The organism is Adhaeribacter aquaticus DSM 16391 (assembly GCF_000473365.1).
Classification (GTDB): Bacteria; Bacteroidota; Bacteroidia; order Cytophagales; family Hymenobacteraceae; genus Adhaeribacter; species Adhaeribacter aquaticus.
Window position 1 is genome coordinate 3,464,941 of record NZ_KI421517.1, and the last position, 25,712, is coordinate 3,490,652.

General features: G+C 40.5%; 19 protein-coding genes. 14 read left to right on the forward strand and 5 right to left on the reverse strand.

From position 1 onward, the window contains the following. The first annotated feature begins 108 nt into the window (after nucleotides 1-108). The 3 genes from ADHAQ_RS0117600 to ADHAQ_RS0117615 all read left to right on the forward strand — a co-directional run bounded on the left by ADHAQ_RS0117600 (nucleotide 109) and on the right by ADHAQ_RS0117615 (nucleotide 5,601). Nucleotides 109-2,550 carry a PIG-L family deacetylase gene (locus ADHAQ_RS0117600; protein ID WP_051360210.1) on the forward strand — a complete coding sequence of 814 codons (2,442 nt, stop codon included), beginning with the start codon at nucleotides 109-111 and terminating at the stop codon, nucleotides 2,548-2,550. 135 nt (nucleotides 2,551-2,685) lie between these two features. Then, the gene (locus ADHAQ_RS0117610; protein ID WP_026464059.1) at nucleotides 2,686-4,374 is read left to right on the forward strand and encodes a sodium:solute symporter family protein; all 1,689 of its coding nucleotides are present in this window, start codon (nucleotides 2,686-2,688) and stop codon (nucleotides 4,372-4,374) included. 30 nt (nucleotides 4,375-4,404) lie between these two features. Next, on the forward strand, nucleotides 4,405-5,601 hold the full coding sequence (locus ADHAQ_RS0117615; RefSeq protein ID WP_026464060.1) for a glycosyltransferase 87 family protein: 1,197 nt from the start codon (nucleotides 4,405-4,407) through the stop codon (nucleotides 5,599-5,601). Between the two features lie 64 nt (nucleotides 5,602-5,665). Here the strand turns inward: ADHAQ_RS0117615 and ADHAQ_RS0117620 are convergent, their stop codons facing one another. The 5 genes from ADHAQ_RS0117620 to ADHAQ_RS0117640 form a co-directional block, all read right to left on the reverse strand. Continuing rightward, complete coding sequence (locus tag ADHAQ_RS0117620; RefSeq protein ID WP_026464061.1) at nucleotides 5,666-6,532, reverse strand: DUF2911 domain-containing protein; 867 nt, start codon at nucleotides 6,530-6,532, stop codon at nucleotides 5,666-5,668. Between the two features lie 96 nt (nucleotides 6,533-6,628). Then, a complete protein-coding gene (locus ADHAQ_RS0117625; RefSeq protein ID WP_071781131.1) occupies nucleotides 6,629-7,138 on the reverse strand; it encodes a hypothetical protein in 510 nt (169 codons plus the stop codon). Nucleotides 7,139-7,245: 107 nt separating this feature from the next. Then, entirely contained in the window at nucleotides 7,246-9,063 is a 1,818-nt protein-coding gene (locus ADHAQ_RS0117630) for an ABC transporter ATP-binding protein (protein ID WP_026464063.1), read from the reverse strand. Nucleotides 9,064-9,245: 182 nt separating this feature from the next. After that, entirely contained in the window at nucleotides 9,246-10,712 is a 1,467-nt protein-coding gene (locus ADHAQ_RS0117635; protein ID WP_026464064.1) for a sodium:solute symporter, read from the reverse strand. Between the two features lie 167 nt (nucleotides 10,713-10,879). Then, the gene (locus ADHAQ_RS0117640) at nucleotides 10,880-11,284 is read right to left on the reverse strand and encodes an SPW repeat protein (protein ID WP_026464065.1); all 405 of its coding nucleotides are present in this window, start codon (nucleotides 11,282-11,284) and stop codon (nucleotides 10,880-10,882) included. 261 nt (nucleotides 11,285-11,545) lie between these two features. Between ADHAQ_RS0117640 and murI the strand changes: the two genes are divergently transcribed. From murI to ADHAQ_RS0117695, 11 genes are all read left to right on the forward strand, one after another. After that, nucleotides 11,546-12,364: a glutamate racemase gene (gene murI / locus ADHAQ_RS0117645; protein ID WP_026464066.1), complete on the forward strand. Its 819-nt coding sequence runs from the start codon at nucleotides 11,546-11,548 to the stop codon at nucleotides 12,362-12,364. A 169-nt stretch (nucleotides 12,365-12,533) separates the two neighbouring features. Beyond that, on the forward strand, nucleotides 12,534-13,118 hold the full coding sequence (locus ADHAQ_RS0117650; protein WP_026464067.1) for a Cj0371 family chemotaxis-regulating polar lipoprotein: 585 nt from the start codon (nucleotides 12,534-12,536) through the stop codon (nucleotides 13,116-13,118). A gap of 17 nt (nucleotides 13,119-13,135) precedes the next feature. Further along, nucleotides 13,136-14,353: a glutathionylspermidine synthase family protein gene (locus ADHAQ_RS0117655; RefSeq protein WP_051360005.1), complete on the forward strand. Its 1,218-nt coding sequence runs from the start codon at nucleotides 13,136-13,138 to the stop codon at nucleotides 14,351-14,353. 157 nt (nucleotides 14,354-14,510) lie between these two features. Then, nucleotides 14,511-17,471 (forward strand): FAD-binding and (Fe-S)-binding domain-containing protein, encoded by a 2,961-nt coding sequence (locus ADHAQ_RS0117660; protein ID WP_051360006.1) that lies wholly within the window; start codon nucleotides 14,511-14,513, stop codon nucleotides 17,469-17,471. A 117-nt stretch (nucleotides 17,472-17,588) separates the two neighbouring features. Next, entirely contained in the window at nucleotides 17,589-18,692 is a 1,104-nt protein-coding gene (locus ADHAQ_RS0117665; RefSeq protein WP_026464070.1) for a complex I subunit 1/NuoH family protein, read from the forward strand. A 3-nt stretch (nucleotides 18,693-18,695) separates the two neighbouring features. Further along, nucleotides 18,696-19,310, forward strand: coding sequence for a 4Fe-4S binding protein (locus ADHAQ_RS0117670; protein ID WP_026464071.1), 615 nt, complete (start codon nucleotides 18,696-18,698; stop codon nucleotides 19,308-19,310). A 61-nt stretch (nucleotides 19,311-19,371) separates the two neighbouring features. Beyond that, on the forward strand, nucleotides 19,372-19,896 hold the full coding sequence (locus ADHAQ_RS0117675) for an NADH-quinone oxidoreductase subunit J family protein (RefSeq protein WP_026464072.1): 525 nt from the start codon (nucleotides 19,372-19,374) through the stop codon (nucleotides 19,894-19,896). Next, nucleotides 19,889-20,206, forward strand: a complete 318-nt coding sequence (gene nuoK, locus ADHAQ_RS0117680; RefSeq protein ID WP_026464073.1) for an NADH-quinone oxidoreductase subunit NuoK — start codon at nucleotides 19,889-19,891, stop codon at nucleotides 20,204-20,206. Before ADHAQ_RS0117675 ends, nuoK begins: the two co-directional genes overlap by 8 nt. A gap of 47 nt (nucleotides 20,207-20,253) precedes the next feature. After that, nucleotides 20,254-22,395, forward strand: coding sequence for an NADH-quinone oxidoreductase subunit L (nuoL, locus tag ADHAQ_RS0117685; RefSeq protein WP_026464074.1), 2,142 nt, complete (start codon nucleotides 20,254-20,256; stop codon nucleotides 22,393-22,395). 37 nt (nucleotides 22,396-22,432) lie between these two features. Next, nucleotides 22,433-24,142, forward strand: coding sequence for a complex I subunit 4 family protein (locus ADHAQ_RS0117690; protein WP_026464075.1), 1,710 nt, complete (start codon nucleotides 22,433-22,435; stop codon nucleotides 24,140-24,142). A gap of 42 nt (nucleotides 24,143-24,184) precedes the next feature. After that, nucleotides 24,185-25,711, forward strand: coding sequence for an NADH-quinone oxidoreductase subunit N (locus tag ADHAQ_RS0117695; protein ID WP_026464076.1), 1,527 nt, complete (start codon nucleotides 24,185-24,187; stop codon nucleotides 25,709-25,711). Nucleotide 25,712 lies beyond the last annotated feature (1 nt).

A 25,712-nucleotide genomic window follows, 5' to 3' on the forward strand; every position in this document is an offset into this window, starting at 1 on the left:
TAAGGAGAATACATAGCTCCTTAATTTCAATTCATTATAGCCTTTAGCATTTTTATGCAATATCTAGTAAACTTGGTAAGAAAGCGGGTTCTTTTCTTATGGGCATTTATGGCAGTTTTTAATACCAATGCCCAAGCTCCTAAAAAACCGGATTCAGCTGAAATATTACTGAATTTAAAAAAGTTAAATGTATTAGGCTCGGCCTTATATGTTGCGGCTCACCCCGATGATGAAAATACGGCTATGATTGCCTGGCTCGCTAATGAAAAATTAGTGAACACTGGCTATTTATCTTTAACCCGGGGAGACGGAGGCCAAAACCTGATTGGTCCGGAAATAAGAGAAAGGCTTGGACTTATCAGAACCCATGAGTTGCTCCAGGCTCGCCGTTTAGACGGAGGAAAGCAATTCTTTTCCCGGGCCAATGATTTTGGGTTTTCAAAAGATTACCAGGAAACACTTAATATCTGGAACAAAGAGCAGGTGCTGGCCGATATGGTCTGGACCATTCGGAAATTCAGACCAGACGTTATGATTACCCGTTTCTCGCCGGTGCCCGGTGGCACCCATGGCCACCATACTACCTCGGCTATTCTAGCATCGGAAGCTTTTGAGGCTGCCGGCGATCCAAAAAAGTTTCCGGAACAACTAAAATACGTGCAGGTTTGGCAACCAAAACGTTTACTGTGGAATACTTCTTCTTTTTTTTACGGTTCAGGCCGCCAGTTTGATCCTACCGGAAAAATAGCAGTTGACGTCAGCACTTTTAATCCTTTATTGGGCAGATCTTATACAGAAATTGCGGCCACTAGCCGGAGCATGCACAAGAGCCAGGGCTTTGGTAGCGGTGCTAACTATAACCAAGTTATTGACTATTTAGAGCATACAAAAGGTGCAAGAGCAGAGAAAGATTTATTTGAAGGTGTAAATCTGTCTTGGACCCGTATAAAAGGAGGCGAGGCTGTAGGTAAGTTAGTGCAGAAGGCCATTCAGGATTTTAACCCAGCCAATCCATCTGCCAGTGTGCCTGCTTTATTACAAATAAAAGCAGCATTGGACAAATTGCCTGATGATCCTTTCAAAACGTTAAAATTAGCGGAGCTAAGTGAAGTAATAAAAGCAAGTGCTGGTTTATTTATAGAAGCTACCGTGGTACAGCCAACGGCCAGCCCTGGCGAAACAGTTAATTTAAATGCCATTGCCGTTAATCGTTCAACTGTACCGGTTACTTTGCAGCAAGTTGTTTTCGAACCTAATGGCCAGGCAGTTTCCGTAAATCAGAAACTAGAAAAAGAATTGGCCACGGCAAAAGCTACCATTACCTTGCCCGCCACCATGCCTTATTCACAGCCTTATTGGTTACGGGAGCCAGGTACATTAGGTATGTTTGCAGTACCTGACCAATACCTGATAGGTTTACCAGAAAATCCACCCGCTTTAACAGCTACTTATACATTATTAATTAATAATATTCCCTTCTCCTATACTGTGCCGGTTATGTACAAGCGGGTAGATCCGGTAGAAGGTGAAATTTATAAACCTTTTGCAGTTACGCCACCCGTTTATTTAAATATTGTAGATAAAGTATTTGTTTTTGCCGATGATCAGCCTAAACCGGTGGCCTTAACCATAAGAGCGGGAAGTGAGAATATAGCCGGAACAGTGGCATTACAGGTGCCTGCCGGCTGGCGCGCCGAACCAGCGTCGCTGCCGGTAACTTTAAAACAAAAAGATCAGGAGCAAACCTTAGTTTTTAAAGTATTCCCGAGTAAAAATCAAAGTGAAGGCACCCTTAAAGCAGTAGCTACTTTAAATGGCAAGACGTTTGATAATAGCTTGGTACCAATTAATTATAACCATATTCCTTCCCAATTATTATTCCCGGAAGCAACCGCTAAAGTAACCCGTCTGGATCTGAAAATTAAAGGAAATGACATTGGGTATCTGATGGGAGCCGGCGACGAAGTACCAGCTACCTTAAGCCAGGTAGGTTATAACATTACCTTGCTGAAAGATGCTGATTTAAATGCCAATAGCCTAAAGAAATTTGATGCCGTAGTAGTGGGCGTAAGGGCTTATAATACCAACGATCGGTTACGGTTTGCTCAAACCACTTTGCTGGATTATGTGAAAGATGGGGGAACCCTTATCGTGCAGTATAATGTAAATACCCGGCTGGTTACGGATCAATTAGGTCCCTATCCTTTTAAAGTTACCGCAGATCGGGTTACGGTAGAAGAAGCTCCTATCCGGTTCCTGAAACCAGAGCATCCGGTGCTTAATTTCCCTAATAAAATTACCGAAGCTGATTTTAAAGGATGGGTGCAGGAAAGAGGCTTATATTTTACCAATCAGTGGGATCCCCAGTATGAAACAATAATATCATCGAATGATCCGGGTAGCCCACCTTTGGATGGGGGTTTGCTCGTTACTAAGTACGGAAAGGGGTATTTTGTGTATACCGGTTATGCTTTCTTCCGGCAATTGCCGGCAGGAGTACCGGGGGCTTACCGGCTTTTCACCAACTTTATTTCGTTAGGTAAAAAATAATTGAATGCAGGAAAACGAACAGGAAGATATAGATAAACCTCTTTTTTTTAAATCCTGGAAAGGAATGTACTGGCTTGTAATAGGTGCGCTACTTTTTCAGATTATCCTGTTTTACGCCATAACCCGGTACTTTGCATGAGTATATTAGATTGGTCGGTCCTGTTAGGAACCATTCTTTTTATTACCGTTTATGGTATCTGGAGGACCCGGGGAGCCCAGAATATAGAAGGCTTCTTAAAAGGGAATAACAGGGAAAAGTGGTGGACCATTGGTTTATCGGTTATGGCTACCCAAGCCAGTGCCATTACTTTCCTATCTACTCCGGGCCAGGCTTACGAAGACGGTATGCGGTTTTTGCAGTTTTACTTTGGCTTACCCATTGCCATGGTAATTATCTGTATTTCCTTTGTTCCTATTTTTTACCGCCTAAAAGTATACACCGCCTATGAATTTCTGGAAAGTAGGTTTGATTTAAAAACCCGAATTTTAGCAGCTTTACTATTTTTAATACAGCGAGGGCTGGCTGCCGGTATTACCATTTATGCTCCTTCTATTATTCTGTCCACCATTCTTGGCTGGAACATCAACTTAACGAATGTTGTTTTAGGGGTTTTAGTTATTTTATACACGGTTTCAGGAGGTACCCGGGCGGTAAGTATTACGCAGAAGCAGCAAATGGCCGTTATGATGGGTGGAATGATAATGGCAGGAATAATTGTTGTAAACCTGCTACCCCCTTATGTTTCTTTTCCGGACGCTATTCAGGTGGCGGGGGAAATGGGTAAACTTAACCTCATAAACTTCTCTTTTGATTGGAACGACCGCTATAATGTTTGGTCAGGTATAACAGGCGGTTTATTTTTATTCATGTCTTATTTTGGTACCGATCAATCCCAGGTTGCACGGTATTTGTCTGGTAAATCAATGGGCGAAATTCGGTTAGGTTTATTGTTTAACGGCCTGCTTAAAATACCCATGCAATTCATTATTCTGTTTATAGGAGTTATGGTATTTGTTTTTTACCAGTTTGTACAGCCTCCGGTATATTTTAATAAACTAGAAAAAGAAAAGGTATACGAAACGGCCTATGCAGAGCGTATGGTTAAGCTGGAGCAGACGCATCATGCCATTTACAAACAAAAAACAAAACACATAAAAGCCTTGGTAAAGGGTATTCAATCTGAGGATGCCGGTGCCATTGTTAATGCCAAGACAAATTTAAATGGATTCAATAAGCAAGAAAAGGAAGTTCGGAATCAGGTAAAAGACCTGATAAAGGAGGTGAACCCCAAAGCAGAAACACGGGATACAGATTATGTTTTCATAACTTTTGTGATGCAGCATATGCCGGTAGGCATGATAGGCTTATTGTTGGCAGTTATTTTTTGTGCCTCCATGTCTTCCACCGCTTCCGAATTGAATGCCCTTGCCTCTACCAGCTTAATAGATTTGTATAAAAGATCTGTAAAAGAGGGCGGCTCAGATAAGCACTACCTCAATATGTCAAAATTTTTTACAGTAGTTTGGGGCTGTTTAGCTATTTTATTTGCTACCCTGGCTTCGCAATTAGATAATTTAATACAGGCCGTAAATATTCTGGGTTCTATTTTTTATGGTACCATTTTAGGCATTTTTGTAGTGGCTTTTTATTTTAAATACATAAAAGCCAATGCCGTATTTTGGGCCGCGGTAGTGGCTGAAACCTTAGTAATATTCATTTATATCCGGACAGAGATTGGTTTTCTTTGGTTAAATCCTATTGGCTGTTTATTGGTTATCTTCTTTGGATACCTCTTCCAATTCCTCCGGTCTGCTAAACAGTAATTTTTATTTTAAACCAAAAGCCGCCTTGGCATGCTTACCATTTTCCAAAACCGAAATACCTGGATTTATTTTATTTGTGCTATCAGTCTAGTGCTTTTAGTAGGAGAACTGATTAATGGCCGGTTATGGATGCATGATCTGGAAGTTTATTATAAAACCGCCAGTAGAATAGTAAAAGGACAAGCCCTTTACAGGATTGCGGAAGATGGCCATTATGTATTTAAATATTCACCTACTGCTGGTATATATTTTATTCCGTTTTTAGTAGTCCCATTTTCCATTGCCAAAATTATTTACTGGGTCTTACTGACCTTATTTACCATACTCGGACTTCGGCAGCTTTATTGTTTCCTGAATGAAAAATCCCTAGAACTACAGGCCGCTGGCGCGAATGCCATAATTCTATTAAGCTTTTTAGTGGTTGGGGCGCATTTACACCGGGAATGGCATTTAGGCCAGGTTAACCTGGTTTTACTCCTAATTTATATTCTACTTATAAAAAGTATAATTGCCAGAAAATCTAGATTAACCGGTCTTTTGCTGGGTTTTAGCTTATTCCTAAAACCATTTGGTCTGATTTTCTTCCCTTACTTAATTTTTAAAAAACAATTTAAAGCTGTTATTTGGACCTTGTTATTTCTTTTGCTGCTAGGGCTTTTACCATTTGTTTTTTATCCTTCTGTTAAAAGTTTTGAGCACCTGTATGGTAGTTGGATTGAAGAATTAGCCATTGAATTAGGTGCTAAACAAGATTTACTGGCTTCTGGTAACCATACTATATTTTCGGTTCTTGCCCGTTTTACCCCAATTCATTATCTTTTAACTTCCCCAACTACTATCAGGGTGTACCAGTTAGTAGTAGTTGCCTTAATTGGGTTAAGTATGTTGTGGTTCTTGTTAAAGGGCAAACAATTAGCTAATAATATTTTTCCAGAGCTAGCAATTTTAATAAGCCTGATTCCCTTGTTTGCTTTTACCAGTTACAATGCCTTTCTTTTTGCGATGCCCTGTGTTATTTTTTTACTTTATTACTTCGCTACATTTTCAGTCGGGGAGCGGGTGCTTATTATAGTTGGTTGTGTCCTAATTGGTGGTAATATCCGGGACTTAACCGGATCTGGTTTATTTAAAATGCTTGAAGCTAATTCAGTTTACACGTTTGGAACAGTATTATTAATAGTAATGATGTTTATTTATCGACTAAAACATGCTCCGAGAAGCAGGTAAATAAAAAAGCCTCCCTTTTACAGGAGGCTTTTCTTTCATAGATTTATTTTAACCAGTTTCTTTTTTATTTCATTTTTTTCCAGTCCGCTATCAGCTTTTCATTCATCCGCACATAGTCGTTGTTTTTAGCTTCTTTGGCTAGAGCTATTGATTTTTCAGCGGAAGCAATGGCACCTTTGTAGTCTTTGTTTTTGGCCTGTATTTTAGCTTGTGAGTGCAGGTTCCAGAATTTAGGGTCCTTCTCATTAGCTTTTTTTATCCAATCTAAAGCCAGTTTATTGTCTTTATTATTATCAAAATAATAAACAGCTGCCGCCGCATATAAATCTGGCGTTACATTTTTTCCATTTATTACTTTCTCCTGAATTTGCGCCATTACTTTACTTTCTACTTCGGTAACAATTTTAAATTTTACTGAAGTATTTTCCCAAAGTATTTCCAGGTTAGCCGTAGCCGGAGTTACATCCGTGAAATTAATGGTAAGCGTCTCGGTTTTAACGGCTGTTTTGGTTGGTTTAACAGTAAAGCGAGCTACATCTTCTTCTGCTTTATATTGGTGTGTATTTCCTCCAAAACTGGTGTTTTTATTTAGGATGATGGTCCATTCATTAGCAGTAGGAATGCTATAAAGTGCATATTCCCCGGCAGGTACTTTAACACCTTCAATGGTTACGGCATCTTTAAATGATAATACGGTAGATCCGTTGGCACCAGTTCTCCAAGGCTGACCATAAGGCAACGTTTCGCCGAACATGGTACGTCCTTTTAAACTTGGGCGGGAATATCTAACGGTAAAATCAGTTAAACCTACTCGTTGCGTTACTGTTCCTTGTGGACTTGGTGCTGGTGTTTCTATTTGAGCTATTGCTGATTTGCCCATTAAAAGCAAAAACATCAAAGAAAGAATTAGACTAATGCTGATTTTCTTCATAAAGCTGTAATTATTACTGAACATTGTTTTATACTCTGCAATATTACTAAAAACCAATTTAAAATCAGGGTTTATATTTTAACTTCGGCAAATTGGTTAAAAGCTTCTACCATAACTTACGCCAAATCCAGGTGATAGGGTAAGCCCGGGCGCAATTGAATCGTGGTCTTTATAAAGCAACGGAATAATACTGAACCTGAATAAATTACCACCCTTTAAGTTTTGATACCGAAATCCTAAACGACCAGTTAAGTAAGAATTAGTAACAGAAGGATTACCAGAAAAATGATGGGTATAGCCACCACCAAATTCAAAGTGCTTGTTGGCTTTGCCGTAAAACCCCAGAAGTTCCAGTGGTACTGTAGGAATAACAGAAGTTACGCCATTTAGTTTAATTGGGATAACCCCAGCCCCAAGCCTGAAACTACTTTTAAAGCCTCCATCATTGGTGTAAAAGATTTGATCCAGATTTAGAGATAGGCCAGCGTTTGCTCCTAATTCGGCATAAAGGGCCGATGGTGCCGGCGTATTTCCACCTTGTTGGGCCATAATAACAGGAGATGAGAAAAGTATAAATAAAAGAGAAAGACAGAGGCGGTTAAACATGTATTGTTTAGTTATTAGAAAGTGCCCAAAGCTAATAATTTATTAAAGGAACACAAAAAAGGCCTGTAACAATTAAGTTACAGGCCCGCCAATGAAATCTAACTTTATTAACTTAATTCAAACTGAAGTCTAAGTAAATTGGCATACAAACCATTTTCATTAAGCGATAAGTCCTCGTGGTTACCTTCCTCAACAATTCGTCCGTTTTCAATTACAAAAATCTTATCAGCTTTCCGGATAGTAGATAACCGGTGCGCAATTATAATGCTGGTCCGGCCTTTCATTAATTCATCCATAGCAGACTGTACCAGCTTTTCTGATTCAGAATCAAGGGAACTAGTAGCTTCATCCAGAATCAGGATAGCTGGGTTTTTTAATATTGCCCGGGCAATGGCAACCCGCTGCCGCTGTCCACCCGAAAGTTTAATACCTCGCTCGCCCACCAAAGTATCTAAACCTTCTGGGAAAGTTTGAATAAAATTATAGGCATTTGCTTTCTTAGCTGCTTGTATAATTTGTTCTTCTGTAGCCTCCGGACGTCCGTAAGCAATGTTCTCCCGAATGGTACCGCCAAATAATAATACTTCCTGTGGCACAATACCAATATTCTGACGCAATTGAGTTAAGTTTATGTCTTTAATGTTCCGGCCATCTACTAAAATATTGCCAGCGCTTAATTCGTAAAACTTCATAAGCAGTTGCACAATTGTAGATTTACCAGCGCCGCTAGGACCCACCAGCGCAACTTTTTCTCCGGCTTTTATCTGAAAGGAGATATCTTTTAAAACAGCAATATCCTGACGGGTAGGGTAGGAGAAGGCCACATGCTGGTATTGAATATTACCAGCTATTTTCAGGTTCTCATCGGCTGGAGTCAAAGCCATATGAGAAGGTTCAACAGGTTCATCCAGAATTTCCAGAATCCGGTCAGCAGCACCTAAAGAGGCTTGTACCTTCCCGTACATATCACCAAGGCCTCCTACAGAAGCACCAATAAACGTGGTATAGATTATAAATTGAACCAGTTCGCCAATGGTTAACTCGCCACTTTCTACCAAAGAGGCACCATACCATAGTACCAGAACAATGCCACCAAACAAGCCAATAATAATAAAAGAAACAAAAGCGCCCCGGAAATAAGAAGCCCGTAAAGAATTACTCACAGCTTTTGATAAAGAACGGTTATAGCGTCCTATTTCAAATAATTCGTTCGTAAACGTTTTTACTACGTTTATGGCCTGCAGCGTTTCCTCTACAATTACATTAGTCTTAGCAATTTCTTCCTGGGTTGCTTTAGATAATTTTTTTATTTTTTTCCCAAAGATAAAGGCCAGTAAAACCAAGAAGGGAAAAGTGCCCAGCATAAACAAGGACAACTTAACAGAGGTTACCATAATAATGATAACACCTACAATCAACGTAATTACCTGCCGGAAAAGCTCCGCTAAAGTTATGGAGAAAGAATCCTGTAACTGAGAAACATCAGAAGTGATCCGACTGGTAATTTCGCCCACCCGTTTCTGTTCAAAAAAAGGAATGGGCAGCACTACAAATTTCGCATATAAGGCCCTCCGGATATCGGCAATGGCATTTTCACTTACCTGCGCAAAGAAGTAGATCCGGAAAAAGGAGAATATACCTTGTAATAATATCACACCAAATAATCCAAGCGCAATCAGGTTGATATCTTGTATAAGTTGGGTAGCCTGTCCGGTTGCACTATCTACCAATTTGCCAGTTAAAGCCGGGAATACCATAAAGGTACTGCTGGATAAAGCCAGGAATACCAAACCAACAATAAATTTAAATTTATACGGAAAAACGTAGCTGAAAATGCGTCGTCCTTTTTGTAGGTTTTCTTTATTGATAGGTTTTTTCTGAGTTGAGTCAGTTTCGGGGTTACTTCCTAATCCGCGTCTTGCCATGGAAGAATATCTGTTCTTAAATACTAATAATTACTGCCCAATAGCAGCTTTACTTATGCAAATGTACACAATCCTTTTATTATTAGATTGCTTTTACTTGTTTTCATAACATAAGTAAATCCTGATTAGTTTGTTAAGCTATCGGCAAAGGATAAATAATTTTAACTCCGTTCGTTAAAAGCTTAAATTACCGCGACCAGCTTTTTAGGCCGGTTGGTTGATATAAATAATAAACCCAGGATAGTTATTAAACCATTTAGAAGCAGTACTTCAAAGCCAAATTCATAACCCCAGAACCATTCTTTTGAATTAATATTAATAATATAGGTAAGGATAGGAGATATAACACCAATAACCGGAACCAAATTGTCGCGTACATTCCGGGGAATAAACAAACCAAAAAAGTAAAGACCCAGCAACGGACCGTAGGTGTAGCCGGCAATTTTAAAAACGGCGGTAACCACGTTCTCATCATTAATAATTCGGAAAACAATAATCACCAACATGAGCAACAGCGAAAAGCTGATGTGAACAAAAAACTTATAACGTTTCCGTTCTTCTTCCGGCCTTTGTCTGAAATTAAGAAAATCAATACAAAAAGAAGTGGTTAAGGCCGTTAAAGCAGAGTCGGCGCTGGCATACGTAATGGCCACAATACCCAGAATAAAAGCAATGCCGGCTACTGAATTAAAGTGGTTTAGTGCCAGAAACGGAAAAACATCATCGCCTTTAGCTGGTAACGTAATGCCTTTGGTACTGGCAAAAATATACAACAGCGCACCCAGGGAGAGGAATAAGATATTAACAATAAATAAAATAATGCTAAACCAGAACATATTTTTCTGCGCATCACCTATATTTTTACAGCTGAGGTTTTTTTGCATCATATCCTGGTCCAGTCCCATCATTACAATGGCAATAAAAACACCAGCTAAAAATTGCTTTAAAAAATACCGGCTATCTTTAACGTCCCAAAAGAAAACCTGAGAGTAAGAACTGGTATCAATGGTATTTACCAATTCCTGAAAAGATAAATTAAGGTCTTTTGAAATAAGAACAATACTAACGCCAACACAAACTAGCATAGCAAGCGTTTGAAAAGTATCAGTCCAGATAATGGTTTTCATCCCTCCCCGGAAAGTATATACCCAAATTAGTACAATGGTTATAAGTACTGAAACTGAAAAAGGAATACCCAGTGCATCAAAAACGGCTAATTGTAAAACCCCAGCAACTAAGTAAAGCCGGAGAGCTGCGCCAATGGTACGGGCTAGTAAAAAAAAGGCAGCTCCGGTTTTGTACGACCAGAAACCAAATCGTTCTTCTAAATAAGTATAAATAGAAATCAGATTCAGGCGATAATACAAAGGCATTAAAATGGTAGCAATCACCAGGTAACCGACTAGGTTCCCTAAAATCAACTGGAGGTAAGAAAATTGGGCTTTGGCTACCATGCCCGGAATAGAGATAAAAGTAACTCCCGAAAGAGTTGTTCCAATCATGCCAAATGCCACTACAAACCAAGGCGATTTTCTATTAGCCAGGAAAAAGCTCTCTGTACTGTCGTTTTTGCGGCTGGTAATAAAAGCAATGGTTATTAATACAAAAAAATAGCCGACTACTAGGCTTATAATAAAGGCTGGCGACATAAAAGAATGTTGAATAATGGAATTGCACAAATATATTAAAAAGCCTGAATGCGCCATTACAAAAAAAACTAAAATAGGTTACAAGTGCATATGTTATGTTAAATAAAAAACTTGAAAATAAAAAAGGCCGGTTTATCCGGCCTTTTTTATTTAACAAAAATTGCTAATTAAAATCTGTCGCTAGTGTTGTTCAATGGGTTATTTACAACATTACGAGAATGTACGAAATCTGGAACTCTTCTAGTAGTTAAAGACGCAGCAACCTCCATTAAACCTAAAATTAAGTGTGGTTGCCAAACATAATCGCTAAAACCAAAAATCCATGGTGACGCAGCTAAGAATAAACCAGCAAAGAAGTCTAAACGTAAGTGGGTAGCCATAGACATAGACTTAAATGCTCCTAACTCATAGTTAGTCATCAAGGCTTGTAAAATCATGGTAATACCTAAAATAACTGGTACCCAAGTTTCTGCACCACCATTATCGAAGTTTAATAACCAAGGTGAAGCTATTAATAAAGCGCCCATTAGGTAGTCTAATACCCCATGAACTCGGGTTGATATAAATCTCATTTTTATTGATCTCCTATATTTAAATTTTGATCGAAAAATATTTTGTATTTGGTGGTTTATACGCCCAGAAAAAAAATAAGGTTTTAGGTGGTATTAATAAAATTATAGGTTAATGGCCTAAAATTTATCATAATACAATGCTTGCATAAAAATAATTATATTTTAAGTTTAGATAAACGCTTTGGGAGGGTAGAATTTTAACTTTTTAAATTATCTGACAAAGCTATTTAATCGTTTACATTTGTGCTTTAGAATTAGAAGATGTCAGAAAAGAATCTGCAAAATAAACCTATTGGTATTTTTGATAGCGGTATAGGGGGGCTTACGGTGGCCCAGGCTATAACCAAACTATTACCCCAGGAACAGATAATTTACTTTGGCGATACCGCCCATTTGCCCTATGGCGATAAATCAACGGCTGCCATTCAGGCCTATGCCATAAAAATTTGCGATTTATTGGTAAAGCAAGAATGTAAAGTAATCTTGATAGCTTGTAATTCGGCATCGGCCGCCGCTTATGATCTGGTAAAAGAATATGTGGGAAGTAAAGCTAAGGCTTTAAATGTTATTGATCCGGCCGTAAACTATATTGGAAAACACTATGCCAATAAAACCATTGGTTTAATAGGCACCCGGCAAACCGTAAACTCAGGGGTATATAAAAGAAAGATAGAAGACCTTGACCAAAATATATCTTTGCATTCGGTAGCTACCCCGCTTCTGGCCGATATTATTGAAGAAGGGTTCTTTAATAATAATATAAGTGAAAGTATAATTGAAGCTTATTTGTCGCATCCGGATTTGCAGAACATAGAAGCTTTAATTTTGGCTTGTACGCATTACCCCCTTATTAAAAACCAGATTAAAGAGTATTATAAAGGGAAAGTTGATATAGTAGATGCTTCTCAAATTGTAGCCGAAGATGTAAAAGCCTTTTTGGAAAAGGAAGATTTAGCTTCTGGGGCCTTAACTAAAGACCATAAATTTTACGTTTCAGATTTTACCCTGTCTTTTGAAGCTTCTACTAAAATTTTCTTTGAGCGGGAAGTAAGTCTGGAACAATATCCACTTTGGGAGTAACATGCGGTTGCTGGCAACAATTGGCAGTTCAGGGTAAAATATATTTAAAACAATTTTAGATGAAGGGTTTAATAATTACGTTTAAATGGAAGGGTAGAAACTTCTAAGAAATTATTAAGCTCATTTGAAGCTGTAGACCCTTATTTAGAGTTTGTAGACTATCAAAGCTATGGAAAAGAAATATTTACGAATAGGCGACTGGAAGCGGAATGTACTGATTATGGCTACTGCTTCTTGTTTAGGTTTAACGGCTTGTAACAATGGCAACCAGGCCGAACAAGGTAGTACCAGTGACTGGTCTAGCGGAAATAACTCCCAGGGTGTAATAACCGAATTAACGGAAATTAGTCCTGATAATTGGCGCATTTCTGATGAGCGCCCAGCAGGACCGGGTGAGGTGGCAGCCATAATGCGACATTACGATGGCAAGATTGATACCTTAAAAGGAGAGGCTTTACAACGCCAGATGCAGCAACACGCTTCTGTTAACGAGGGCGGTCATAATAATGGGTTTAGCATGATGAATGTTTTAATGTGGAGTAGCCTGGGTTATATGGCCGGCCGGATGATGTCGCCTAACCCGCGGTATTACACAAACCCAAATGTAATGCAGCGGTCCAGTACGCTGCGTAACAATATTTCCCAGCAACGTATGAACCGGGGAGCGGGTGGCAATGGCGGAACTTATCGTCGTACCGCACCTAGTGGCCGCTCCGGGGTGTTTTCCGGACGCAGTGGCGGATTTTATTCTTAACCCAGTTTCTTATTGGTATGGCAGTATTCTCCAGTGATCTTATTCGGGCAAAAAATAATTCCGGGAACAACATAAAGGTTATTCCGCATGCAGGTAATATTAGCTCAGCTTTGCAAAACTTAGGTTGGGACTGGGTGCTGGAAGATGAGTGTGCTAATTATTTACCCGGTGAAGCAGTTGTATTGCCGCAATCTCAGGCCGATGATTTATTACAGGCTGCCGATGAATTATATGAAATGATGGTGGCGTCGGTGCCGGATGATTTACCAGATAGCTTTTTACAGCAATTAGCCATTCCGGCAAATCTTTGGAGCCTCGTCCGGCATTCCTGGAACGATGAACGACATTGGCATTTATACGGCCGTTTTGATATGGCTCAGACACCGGAAGGACCTAAACTTATAGAGTTCAATGCTGATACCGCAACCAGTATTCCGGAAACTGCCGTGGTGCAATGGGCTAGCTTAGCCGCCGCTGGCAAACATGAGGCCGAGCAAGCTTCGGGTTTATACGAAGCGCTGGTCACTCAATTTGAAAAATGGCTGGATGTAAACCAGGAACTGGAGCCTTCTTTATTATTAACGTATATTGGAGCCAGTGCCGAAGATGCAACCAATTGTGCCGTGCTGGCCCAGGCTGCCGAGGAAGCAGGTTTCCAGGTGCACCTTTGCCCCATAGATCAGATTACCATAACAGTGGTTGGAGAAGATAGAGGAGTATGGGCTCCTGTAGGGGAGGAGCAATGGCAAAAGTTTTCTTTTGTTTATAAACTCATACCCTGGGAACAATTAGCCTGGGAAGAACCGGAATTTATTCAGGATGTAGAAAACTTGCTTCGTACCCGAACCGTGGTAATAGCCAATCCTGCTTATAGCTTACTTCTTCAAAGCAAAGGCATGCTGGCCTGGCTCTGGCAAAATTACCCCCATAACCCTTTGTTATTAGAAACCTCTTTTGCGCCCTTAAAAGGAAAGTATATTAGTAAACCTTTTTATGGGCGGGAAGGCCAAAATGTAACGGTAGTGGCTAATGGCGAATCAGTAACATCGACCCCGGGTGAATTTGATAACCAACCTGTTGTTTACCAGCAATGGTGCGAATTTCCACAAGATGGTGCAGGTAATTTATACCAAACCGGGGTTTTTTGGGCCGGCGAAGGCTGTGCAATAGGTTATCGTCGGGCAACCGGCATTATAACCAATACCTCGCAATTTCTAGCGCATTTATTAAGTTAAACCTAACTACAAATTAAACCCATTCCTCCTCTAAAAAAAAAAGATAATTAGGGTGGTTTGAATTTAAATTCCACAATTTCCCAATAAGGTTTTTAGTTAAGAGGAAAAGGTTTTATAATTAACTTTGTAGAATCCGAACCACTAAAACCTATCTATTTTGTTTAGTTCAGAAGCTTCTTTTCAGCAAGCCCTATCTCGGTTGCAAGACAAATTTAAGGGGGAATTATATTTTGATCATTCTTCGCTGCACCAGGCCCAGAAAAGGGTATATGCTACCGATGCCTCGGTATATCAGGAAGAACCCTTAGCAGTTGCTATTCCTAAGATTGTTGACGATTTAAAGGTACTTATTCAATTTGCTCAAACGCAAAAAGTAACTTTAATTCCGCGGGCAGGTGGTACTTCGCTGGCTGGCCAGGTGGTGGGAAAGGGAGTAGTGGTAGATATTTCTAAATACTTTACCCAGGTACTGGAAGTTAATGTGGCGGAAGGATGGGTGCGGGTACAACCAGGAGTTATCCGCGACGATTTAAATGCTTACCTGCGACCTTACGGTTATATGTTTGGTCCCGAAACTTCTACGGCCAGCCGGGCTATGATTGGGGGGATGATTGGCAATAATTCCTCAGGTTTGCATTCCATTGTGTGGGGCGATACACGAACGCATTTACTTGCAGCTAAAGTTTTATTAAGTGATGGGTCTCAGGCAGAATTTAAAGCTTTACCATACGCGGAACTTATCCAGAAACTGGAGCAGGATAACCTGGAAGGGGAAATTTATCGGCGGCTACAAGAATTACTGCAAAACCCGGAAAACCGGGAGGTTATTAAGAAAAACTATCCTAAAGAAGATATTACCCGCCGCAATACAGGTTACGCCCTCGATTTGCTGGTAAAGCAGGGTAATCAGGAATTTAATTTGTGCCATTTGTTAGCCGGCTCCGAAGGTACATTAGGTTTTGTAACAGAAGCTATATTAAATATTATGCCGCTGCCGCCTAAAATAGATGCCTTGGTGTGTGCGCATTTTAACACCTTAACCGATGCGTTGCTGGCTAACCTGATTATTCTAAAGCATAAACCCATGGCTTCGGAATTAGTCGATAAATTCATCATGGATTTTACCAAAGGGCACGCAACTTATCAGCACAACCGATTTTTTATTCAGGGCGATCCGGAGGCGTTACTAATGGTAGAGTTTATGGCCGATTCGCAGGAACAGGTTACGGCCCTGGCTGAAGATTTGATTTCTGATTTAAAAGCGGCAGGGCTAGGTTATGCTTTCCCGGTAATGCGGGGCGCAGAAGCTAAATTGGCCTGGGATGTCCGGAAAGCCGGCCTGGGTTTAATCCGCAACCAGCCCGGCGATACACAGCCGGTAAATTTAATTGAAGATTGCGCCGTTTCGCCGGAAGATTTACCCGCCTATGTAGCCGATGTGCAGGCATTAATGGTTAAATATAATTTACAGGCTTCTTATTATGCTCATGCTGGTGCCGGCGAATTACATATAGAACCCATGATTAACCTGAAGACTTCAGCAGGAAAAGAACTCTTTCGGACGGTTCTGAAGGAAACAGCGGTATTGGTAAAAAAATACAACGGTTCGCTAAGCGGTGAGCACGGCGATGGCCGCTTACGCGGAGAATTCATAGGTTTTGTTCTGGGAGAAGAGGTATATCGGTTGTTAAAACAAGTAAAACAAATCTTTGATCCTAACGGAATTTTTAACCAGGGGAAAATTGTAGATACCCCGCCTATGAACGAGGCGTTGCGGTACCAGCCCGATCAGCAGGTAATTCCAATTGAAACCATTTTTGATTTCACGAAACAGGAAGGAATATTACGGCTGTCGGAGAAATGTTCCGGTTCCGGCGATTGCCGAAAAACGCATGTAACGGGTGGTACCATGTGCCCGAGTTACATGGCAACCCGGCAGGAAAAAGACACTACCCGGGCCCGGGCTAATATTCTTCGGCAATTTTTAACTGATTCTGATAAGCCAAATAAGTTTAACCACGAAGAAATTAAGGATGTGATGGATTTGTGCTTAAGCTGCAAGGGGTGCAAATCGGAATGCCCGTCGAGCGTGGATATTGCTAAAATGAAAGCTGAGTTTCTGCAGCATTACTACGATGCCAACGGTGTGCCTTTTCGTACACGCATGGTAGGTAATTTTACTAAATCGCAACAACTGGCCTCTTTTGCACCTAAACTTTATAACTTTATTATCAGCAACAGAGTTACGGGTAACCTGACTAAAAAAATAATAGGTTTTGCTCAGGAAAGAGATTTGCCTAAAGTGGGTAATACTACTTTAAGAAGCTGGTTTAAGCAATTCACCAAGCAACGATCAAAGGATTTTCAGGCCTTTGCTCCCGGTAAAAAGGTTTACTTGTTCTGCGACGAATTTACCAATTACAACGATGTCGAGATTGGTAAAATTACCATTAAATTATTAACCGCTTTAGGCTACGAAGTGGAGATTCCGGAACATATGGAAAGCGGCCGCACCTATTTGTCAAAAGGGTTGGTAAGGCAAGCGCAGAAGTTAGCGAACCAGAATGTGCAGCTGCTCCGGGAGGCAATTCCGAATAATACGCCAATTATAGGGATTGAACCATCCGCTATTTTAACCCTGCGGGATGAATACCTGGATTTAGTTTCGGTTGATTTAAAACTGGCGGCCCAGCAAATTGCCCGGAATACTTATTTATTAGAAGAGTTCTTGTGGCAGGAAGCCCAAAAAGGAATTGTAACGCCAGAGCAGTTTACGCAAGAGAAACGGCAGATAAAAGTTCACGGACATTGTTACCAAAAAGCTTTTCATGCCGTAACCCCTACCCAAAAGGTTTTAGCGTTACCCAAAAATTATGAGGTAGAATTGATTCCGTCTGGTTGCTGTGGCATGGCTGGGTCTTTTGGCTATGAGAAAGAGCATTACGAGGTTTCGATGCAAATAGGGGAGTTAGTATTGTTCCCGGCTGTGCAGCAACAACCACAAACAACCATAATTGCGGCAGCCGGCACCAGTTGCCGGCACCAGATCAAAGACGGTACTGGCCGCCTTTCCTTGCATCCAGCCGAAATTTTGTATCAAGCCTTAATTCAAAAGTAAAAAGAAGGTTGCAAAAAGGATATTCTATATTTAGAAAGACAATTATTCCGTAATAGCTGTTTTCTAAAATAGATTAGGTAACTTTGCGCGCAAATGTACCAGGAGTTTATGACGGCCATGATTGCCTTAACATTGTGCATTGCCTTTTTATTACTAATAGTAATTGTGGTAACCTATGCCGAACGCAAAGTTGCTGCTTTTATTCAGGATCGGTTAGGACCTACCGAAGCAGGACCACATGGTATTTTACAATCCTTGATGGACGTAGCTAAGCTGCTGCAAAAAGAAGATATTATACCAGCCGCTGCCGATAAAAAGCTTTTTGCATATGCGCCTATTTTAATTTTTGCCGCAGTATTAGCCGGGTTTGCCGTTATTCCGGTCACCCCCTCCGTTATTCCATCCGGTGCCTACATTGGTATTTTTTACCTGCTTGCTATTGTTTCCCTGGATGTTATCGGGCTAATTATGGCTGGCTGGGGCTCCAATAATAAATATGCCGTTTTAGGCGCTATGCGTTCAGTAGGCCAGATTGTTTCGTATGAAATTCCGGCTGGTTTAGCAGTTTTAAGTGTGGTCATGATTTGCCAGACCCTGGATTTGCAGGAAATTAGTTTTCAGCAAGGAATTTTAATGCCTCAGTTTGCAGGTTTAGAGAAAGAAGTAAATTATTTATTCGGGTTAAAGGCTTTAGGAATCAATGTAACTAATGTGGGAGGATTTACCACCTGGAATATTGTTCGAATGCCTTTTTTAACCATCGCTTTTATTATTTATTTTATTTCTTCCCTGGCCGAATGTAACCGGGCACCTTTCGATATTCCGGAAGCAGAATCGGAGTTGGTAGCCGGTTTTCACGTCGAATATTCAGGATTTCGCTTTGCAGCGCTTTTCCTGGCCGAGTATTCCATGATGGTGTTGGTGTGCCTGGTATCTGTTGTCCTTTTTTTAGGTAGCTGGAACACCCCTTTACCCAATATCGGATCCGTAAGACTAGCCGACTGGACAACCGGTACACTGGGGGCCTGGTCCGGAAACCTATGGGGGGCTTTTTGGTTATTATCTAAAGCTTCGGTGTTGTTGTATACCCAAATCTGGATTCGCTGGACTTATCCCCGGTTACGGGTAGACCAACTGATGCACTTGTGCTGGAAAATTTTTATTCCAATCACCTTAGGGTTAGTTCTATTGGCTGGCTTGTGGCGTTTATGGATGATTTAAAACATGAAAGAGATTACAGCAAATAAATATAATAATTCATTTTTTTCGGTTGTTTCGGCCTTGCTAAGTGGCCTGAAGTTAACCTTTAAGCATTTCTTGGGAGCCACGAAACGGCGTGAACCAACTTATGTGGATGATAAGAATTATTTTAACCAAACCGATGGCTTGGTTACGTTAACATACCCTTACGAATCTATTCCGGTGCCGGATGTAGGGCGTTACCGCTTGCACAATGAAATAGATGATTGCATAGTTTGTGACCTTTGTGCTAAAATATGCCCGGTAAATTGCATTGAGATAGAAGCCATAAAAGCTACAGAAGATATTGGTATAACCTCAGATGGTACCAAAAAACGTTTGTATGCTGGTGTGTTTAATATTGATATGGCAAAATGCTGCTTTTGTGGATTGTGTACCGCAGTTTGCCCTACAGATTGCTTAACCATGACCAAAGTGTATGATTTTCCGGAGGAAGATGTAAAAAATATTATTTATCACTTCTCAGATCTAACGCCTGAGCAGGCAAAGGAAAAGCAGGCCCTTTACGATAAACAACAAGCTGAGAATGCGGCAGCCAAAGCTGCTGCTTTAGCTGCAAAACAACAAGGAAGTAAATAGTGGTAAGTTTCGGGTTGTATTTTAATAGTGTTACCTACTCAAATAATCAAAATATAGAAGATTGAATTTAGTAACCATATTTTTCTACCTATTCGGATTCTTAGCCATTTTGGGTGCCAGCTTTATGCTGTACACCAGAAATGTATTGCACGCAGCCTTTTCTTTACTTATAACTTTACTTTCTCTGGCCGCTATTTTTATATTGCTATTAGCCGATTTTGTTGCTGTTACCCAAATTATGGTATATGTAGGTGGGGTGTTGGTGTTAATTTTATTTGGCGTCATGCTGAGTAATCGGGTAAATGGGCAGGCCGTACAATCGCAATCCGTGAATCGGATAAGCGGTGGGTTAGTGGCCAGTGCCTTATTTGCCGGGTTAACTTATTTAATTTTATCAGCTGATTATTTACTTCCCAAAGCTCCTGCAAATCCTGTGGAAGGTGCAGTTTCCACGAAAAGTAGTATTACTGCAATTGGTATTCAATTAATCACTAATTTTGCGCTCCCATTTGAGGTAGTATCACTGGTTTTACTTATTGCGTTAATGGGTGCTTCTTACATTAGTACCGAAGATAAAAATGACTAATACTATACCGCTAACATTGGTTTTATTGCTGGGCGCAGTTTTGTTTTGCCTGGGCATTTTAGCGGTTATTACCAAACGCCATGCTATTGTAGTTTTAATGGGAGTGGAATTGATTTTTAATGCTGCTAACTTAAATTTAGTAGCTTTTAACCGGCAACAGCCCCACCTCCTGGAAGGACAAATATTTTCCCTGTTTGTGATGGTTATTGCCGCCGCCGAAGCAGCTATTGCTTTAGCCATTGTATTAAAGGTTTACCAATATTTTCAGACGGTTAATCTGGACCAGATTAATCACGAGGATGAAAACTAATTTGATATTCATTGAAGGAAATACCCGCCATAACTACTCCAACTGAAATGAATAGCCTTGTACTTTGGGCATTGGTGGTAGGCGTGTTGCCTTTATTCACCTTTTTTATTCTTTTTTTAGGAGGTAAAAAATTGCCACGTCGTGGCGATTGGTTAGCAATTACTTTTACCGGGATTTCCTTTTTAATTTCCCTGTTTTTATTCCTACATATCTGGCAGAAAGAAGTGGTGCATGTCCGGTTTCCGTGGTTTGAATTAGGAGGTGCCGGTAACCAACTGGTTGCCTTTACTTCTGGTATCTACCTCGATAACCTGAGCGTTCTTATGCTGGTAATCGTGACGTTTATTTCGCTTTTAGTGCAGGTGTTTTCTGTAATTTATATGCACGGCGATTGGCGGTACCATCATTATTTCGCTTATCTGGGGTTGTTTACCTTCAGCATGTTAGGAATTGTGCTTTCCGATAATTTGCTGTTATTATTTATATTCTGGGAGTTAGTAGGTTTCTCTTCTTATTTATTAATTGGTTTTTGGTTAGAGAAAGATTCAGCTACTAATGCCAGTAAGAAAGCCTTTTTGTTTAACCGGGTAGGAGATATCGGTTTCCTTTTCGGCATTTTCGTGCTGTATACCTTTTTTGGCACCTTTGACCTGCAAATACTAAAAGATCTGGTAAGCGGAGCCATAGCTCAAAATAATGGTTTTATTTTTCCAAATGCAGATGGCCAAACGCTAAGCTATACTTTATTAACTTTGGCTGGTTTAGGCATTTTCTGTGGCTGTGTGGGTAAGTCGGCCCAATTCCCATTGCAGGTTTGGTTGCCAGATGCCATGGAAGGTCCAACGCCGGTTTCTTCGCTAATTCACGCCGCAACCATGGTGGCGGCCGGCGTTTACCTGCTTTCGCGCTGTTTCCCATTTTTTACCGAAGATGCCCTGTTGGTAATTGCCATAATAGGTGCGGTTACAGCTTTGCTGGGTGCCATAGCGGCTTGTGGCCAGAATGATATAAAAAAAATCTTGGCTTTTTCTACCATTTCGCAATTAGGCTATATGGTAATGGGCATGGGGGTAGGAGCGCACGATGCTTCTTTATTGCACCTTGTAACGCATGCCTTCTTCAAAGCTTCTTTATTTTTGAATGCTGGTATTGTAATCCATGCTGTTCATCATGCCGTAGCTCATTATGAGGCCGATGAATTTGTAGATGCCCAGGATATACGAAACATGGGTGGCTTACGCAAGGTCCTGCCTTTAACCTTTTACGCCTATATTCCGGCTACGGCAGCATTAATAGGACTGCCTTTATTTTCGGGCTTCTTATCCAAAGATGCTATTTTAAGTGGGGCCTGGGCTTGGGCGGGTTACAAAAGTATGGGTGGGAATAGCCTGTATTATTTAATTCCGGTTGGCGGATTTAGTGCGGTATTACTAACGGCTTATTATATGGCCCGCCATTGCTTTTATATTTTCTTTGGAAAGAACCGTTTAGAAATTAAACCAGCAGATTACCGGCATACACCTACCAAAGAAGCTTCCTGGCTTTTACTGGTGCCAGTTTTATTGTTAGCTTTATTTTCCATTGCCTTTTTCTTTTCTCCCAATCCTTTTGATGCGGGTAGTAGTTGGTTTTTTCAAGGGCTTAGCCTGAAACAGCTCCTGGGCAGTACAACGGGCTTAACCGGCAATATGGTAAACCATATAACGGAGTATTTACATGCCTCCAGTTTCATTCATGTTTTAACCGGGATTATCTCTGTAGGCTTAGCGCTGGTGGGTATTTTCATTGCCTGGAGAAATTATCAGAAGGCTAGTCTAAAAACAAATGAAGAATTATTTGCTGGTCAAACAGGTGTACTTAAAGTTGCTCACCAGCATTTTTATTTAAATAATTTTTTCGAAAACATCTTTATCAGACCTTTTTTAAGCTTTTCGCAGGAAGTGGCTATTTTTGATAAAGATATCATTGACCGAAGCGTAAATGCCTTTGGGAAAATGATGGTAATTTTAGCTAAAGTTATTGGCTGGATAGATCGGAAGCTAGTAGATGGCCTGGTAAATTTTATTGCCTGGCTGGCTGGTTTAATTGGTAAATCCGGCCGATTGATGCAGAACGGGAAGATACAGTCTTACTATATCTTTTCGCTTTTTGGCTTGATATTATTAATACTATATATATTGGCGTTTTGAACCACCTGCCTGAATTCCGGTGGACCTAATCTGAAAAATGGATTATATTTTAAGCAGTCTTATTTTTATTCCTTTACTGACGGTGTTGCTTATTCTGCTTTTACCTAAGCAGATGGAAGGAGCCATCAAATCAGTTTCTTTAGTTGCCACCATTTTGCAAATGGTGTTAAGCTGTTGGCTGTTTTTTAATTTTAATCCTACTGCTTCGGCAACGACAGATCAGGGTTACCAGTTCGTAGAAAAGTTAAACTGGATCAGCTTAAACTTGCAAAGCCTGGGGCACCTGCAAATCCAGTACTTTTTAGGGGTAGACGGCATTAGCTTAAGCATGGTATTGCTAACTGGCTTAATGGGTGTTATAGGAGTAGTTTCTTCCTGGACCATTAAGAAAAATGTAAAAGCATACTTTGCTCTTTATTTATTATTGGTAGCCAGTGTAATGGGCTGCTTCCTGGCCTTAGATTTATTCCTCTTTTATTTATTCTTTGAATTTATGCTCCTGCCCATGTACTTCCTGATCGGTATTTGGGGAGGGCCAAGAAGGGAATATGCGGCTATCAAATTCTTTATTTATACGCTGATAGGTTCCTTATTAATCCTGATTGTCATGATCGGATTATACACCTCCGTTATTGATCCGGCTGCTACGGCGGTAAACGCCGGATTGGCTACGAACGCATCAGGTGCCACACCAGCCATTGTAAACCAGGTGCAATCAGCCTTAGTTTCAGGTACGCTTGCCAGCGATAAACTAGTACATACTTTTTCTATTCCGGATATGTACCAGGCGAAAAATTTTATTCCGGGCAGTATTTTACATGCATTCTCAAATATCCAGCTTTGGGGGTATCCGGTTCGGTTACTGGCATTTCTGCTGTTATTTATAGGTTTTGCCATTAAGTTACCGGTAGTGCCCGTACATACCTGGTTACCCGATGCGCACGTGGAAGCACCAACGCCTATCTCGGTTTTATTGGCGAGTTTACTTTTGAAAGTAGGGGGGTATGGTTTATTCCGAATAGTGTTTCCGGTGTTTCCGGAGGGAGCCGCATACTATGCTCATTTAATAGGGGGAATTGGGGTTTTGTCAATTATTTATGGTGCTATGTGTGCGCTGGCAATGTCTGATTTAAAAAAGCTCATTGCTTATTCATCGGTCTCCCACATGGGTTTTGTACTCATTGGATTGGCTTCTTTAACTGTAGAGGGGGCTAACGGCTCTATGTACCAGATGTTCAGTCATGGGTTAATATCCGGAATGCTCTTTATTATAACCGGTGTAATCTACGACCGTTCCGGCAGCCGGATGATTCAGCATTTCCGGGGACTGGCATTTACTATGCCAGCTTTTACGGTATTAGTGGTAATAGCCTTTTTTGCTTCTCTGGGCTTACCGGGTTTCTCTGGCTTTATTGCGGAGTTGTTGGTTTTACTTGGAACGTTTGCCTCGGCTACAGTATCGGGTATGTTACCGCGCTGGATGGCTATTGTAGCCACAAGTGGTTTATTGTTGGGGGCCGCTTATTACCTGTGGGCATTACAACGGATGTTCTTTGGTAAAATTTGGGTCCATCCCGAAGTTCAGGAAACCCCTAATATGCCGGATCTTACCAGAAGAGAATACTTAATGCTGGTTCCTTTAGCGGTCCTGACGTTGGTATTTGGGTTATTCCCGTCTTTGTTACTGGATAAAATTAGTCCTGCTATAAATCAGCTAGTTCAGTTTATTTTAGTAGCAGGTAAATAATTAATTAATCGCATTTATAAGGAATATTGTAACTTTGTACCTGTGAACATTCCGGCACAATCGTTAATCAATTCTTTAACCGACATTCAATCCGGCTTTGCCTATTTATGGCCGGAAATTATCCTGACTTTCTTTTTCCTGTTACTGGTAGGGCTTGATTTGTTTAAAGCTACAGCGGTAAAAATAATGCTCCCATTTGTTGCGCTTGCAGGCATTGTTGCCAGTATAATGGTGCAGGTAAATGATTTAAATAATATTGCCTCTATTTCTATAAAACATTTTTTTGTAGGGTTACTTATTTCGGATGGGCTGGCTATATATGCTGGCCTTTTGTTTTCTGTGGCGGGTATTTTTACTATTGTCCTGTCCCTGTTAAACCAAAATTTAAAAGTTAAGTTTTCCGGAAGAGGCGAATACTATGCTTACCTGCTGGTATTATTAACTGGCTTAAACCTGATGGCTAAGTCGGTAAACCTGCTGATGCTGTTTGTAGCCATAGAATTAGTCTCTATTGCCTCCTATTTACTTACAGCCGTTATTAAAAAGCAACGGAATGCAATGGAGTCTGGGTTAAAATATATTCTTTATGGTACTTTAGCTTCCGGTGTCATGTTATACGGCATGTCTTTCCTGTACGGTTTTGGCGGATCTCTAAATTTTACCGATACCTTGTTTTGGCAGAACTTAAGCCGTTTAAGCAGCCCAATATTTATTGCAGTCTTTCTTTTAACATTTGCCGGTTTTTTGTTCAAAGTAGCTGCGGCACCATTTCATTTCTGGACGCCAGATGTATATGAAGGCGCGCCGGTTCCGGTGGTAGCTTTTTTCTCAACCGCCCCAAAAATTGCCGGTTTTGTGGTTATTATCCGGTTTTTAATCCAAATACGTAATCATCTAGCCACTATTCTGCAAGACGATTTAATCCTTCTGATCGGTGGAGCTGCTTTAATTACGCTCGTGATAGGAAACTTTACGGCGCTTTGGCAACGAAAAGCCCGCCGTTTATTGGCTTATTCTTCGGTGGCCCATGCCGGTTTTGTTTTGGCTGCATTAGCCGCATTAGCTGATAATTCAATTAGTGCTATCTTATTCTACCTTACTGTTTTGCTCTTTATGAATTTCGGAATCTTTTTGATTGTTCAGATTTTTGAAGATAAACTGGAAGTAGCCGATTTAAATGGTTTAAGTGGGTTAGGTAAAACTTATCCTTTTCTAGGAATTTTAGCTATTATATTTTTAATATCTCTTACGGGTTTGCCTCCAACAGCCGGTTTTACAGGTAAGCTTTTATTATTTACTAACATTTGGCAGAACTATGCGGCCACTGGTAACAGCTTCTTATTAGTGCTATTGCTAAGTGGTTTATTATTAACAGGTGTTGCCTTCTTCTATTATATCCGAATTCCTTATTTCCTTTTCTTTAAAAGGAATTTAAGTGAAGGAAAAAAGGTTATGCTCCTGAAGGAAAATATTATATTGGCCTTACTGGCTTTCCCCGTTCTGTTTATATTTTTTCAGCCTTCCTGGCTAACTAATGTAATTGAGCAGGTTGTTCTTTATTCAAAATAAT

Excerpts from the sequence above, each read along its gene's own strand:
- ADHAQ_RS0117690 (WP_026464075.1), top strand. The coding sequence starts at position 22,433 with ATGGATTATATTTTAAGCAGTCTTATTTTTATTCCTTTACTGACGGTG.
- ADHAQ_RS0117630 (WP_026464063.1), bottom strand. The coding sequence starts at position 9,063 with ATGGCAAGACGCGGATTAGGAAGTAACCCCGAAACTGACTCAACTCAG.
- ADHAQ_RS0117620 (WP_026464061.1), bottom strand. The coding sequence starts at position 6,532 with ATGAAGAAAATCAGCATTAGTCTAATTCTTTCTTTGATGTTTTTGCTT.
- ADHAQ_RS0117600 (WP_051360210.1), top strand. The coding sequence starts at position 109 with ATGGCAGTTTTTAATACCAATGCCCAAGCTCCTAAAAAACCGGATTCA.
- ADHAQ_RS0117665 (WP_026464070.1), top strand. The coding sequence starts at position 17,589 with ATGATTGCCTTAACATTGTGCATTGCCTTTTTATTACTAATAGTAATT.
- ADHAQ_RS0117650 (WP_026464067.1), top strand. The coding sequence starts at position 12,534 with ATGGAAAAGAAATATTTACGAATAGGCGACTGGAAGCGGAATGTACTG.
- ADHAQ_RS0117655 (WP_051360005.1), top strand. The coding sequence starts at position 13,136 with ATGGCAGTATTCTCCAGTGATCTTATTCGGGCAAAAAATAATTCCGGG.
- ADHAQ_RS0117615 (WP_026464060.1), top strand. The coding sequence starts at position 4,405 with ATGCTTACCATTTTCCAAAACCGAAATACCTGGATTTATTTTATTTGT.
- ADHAQ_RS0117635 (WP_026464064.1), bottom strand. The coding sequence starts at position 10,712 with ATGTCGCCAGCCTTTATTATAAGCCTAGTAGTCGGCTATTTTTTTGTA.
- ADHAQ_RS0117640 (WP_026464065.1), bottom strand. The coding sequence starts at position 11,284 with ATGAGATTTATATCAACCCGAGTTCATGGGGTATTAGACTACCTAATG.
- murI (WP_026464066.1), top strand. The coding sequence starts at position 11,546 with ATGTCAGAAAAGAATCTGCAAAATAAACCTATTGGTATTTTTGATAGC.
- ADHAQ_RS0117610 (WP_026464059.1), top strand. The coding sequence starts at position 2,686 with ATGAGTATATTAGATTGGTCGGTCCTGTTAGGAACCATTCTTTTTATT.
- ADHAQ_RS0117670 (WP_026464071.1), top strand. The coding sequence starts at position 18,696 with ATGAAAGAGATTACAGCAAATAAATATAATAATTCATTTTTTTCGGTT.
- ADHAQ_RS0117625 (WP_071781131.1), bottom strand. The coding sequence starts at position 7,138 with ATGTTTAACCGCCTCTGTCTTTCTCTTTTATTTATACTTTTCTCATCT.
- nuoK (WP_026464073.1), top strand. The coding sequence starts at position 19,889 with ATGACTAATACTATACCGCTAACATTGGTTTTATTGCTGGGCGCAGTT.
- nuoL (WP_026464074.1), top strand. The coding sequence starts at position 20,254 with ATGAATAGCCTTGTACTTTGGGCATTGGTGGTAGGCGTGTTGCCTTTA.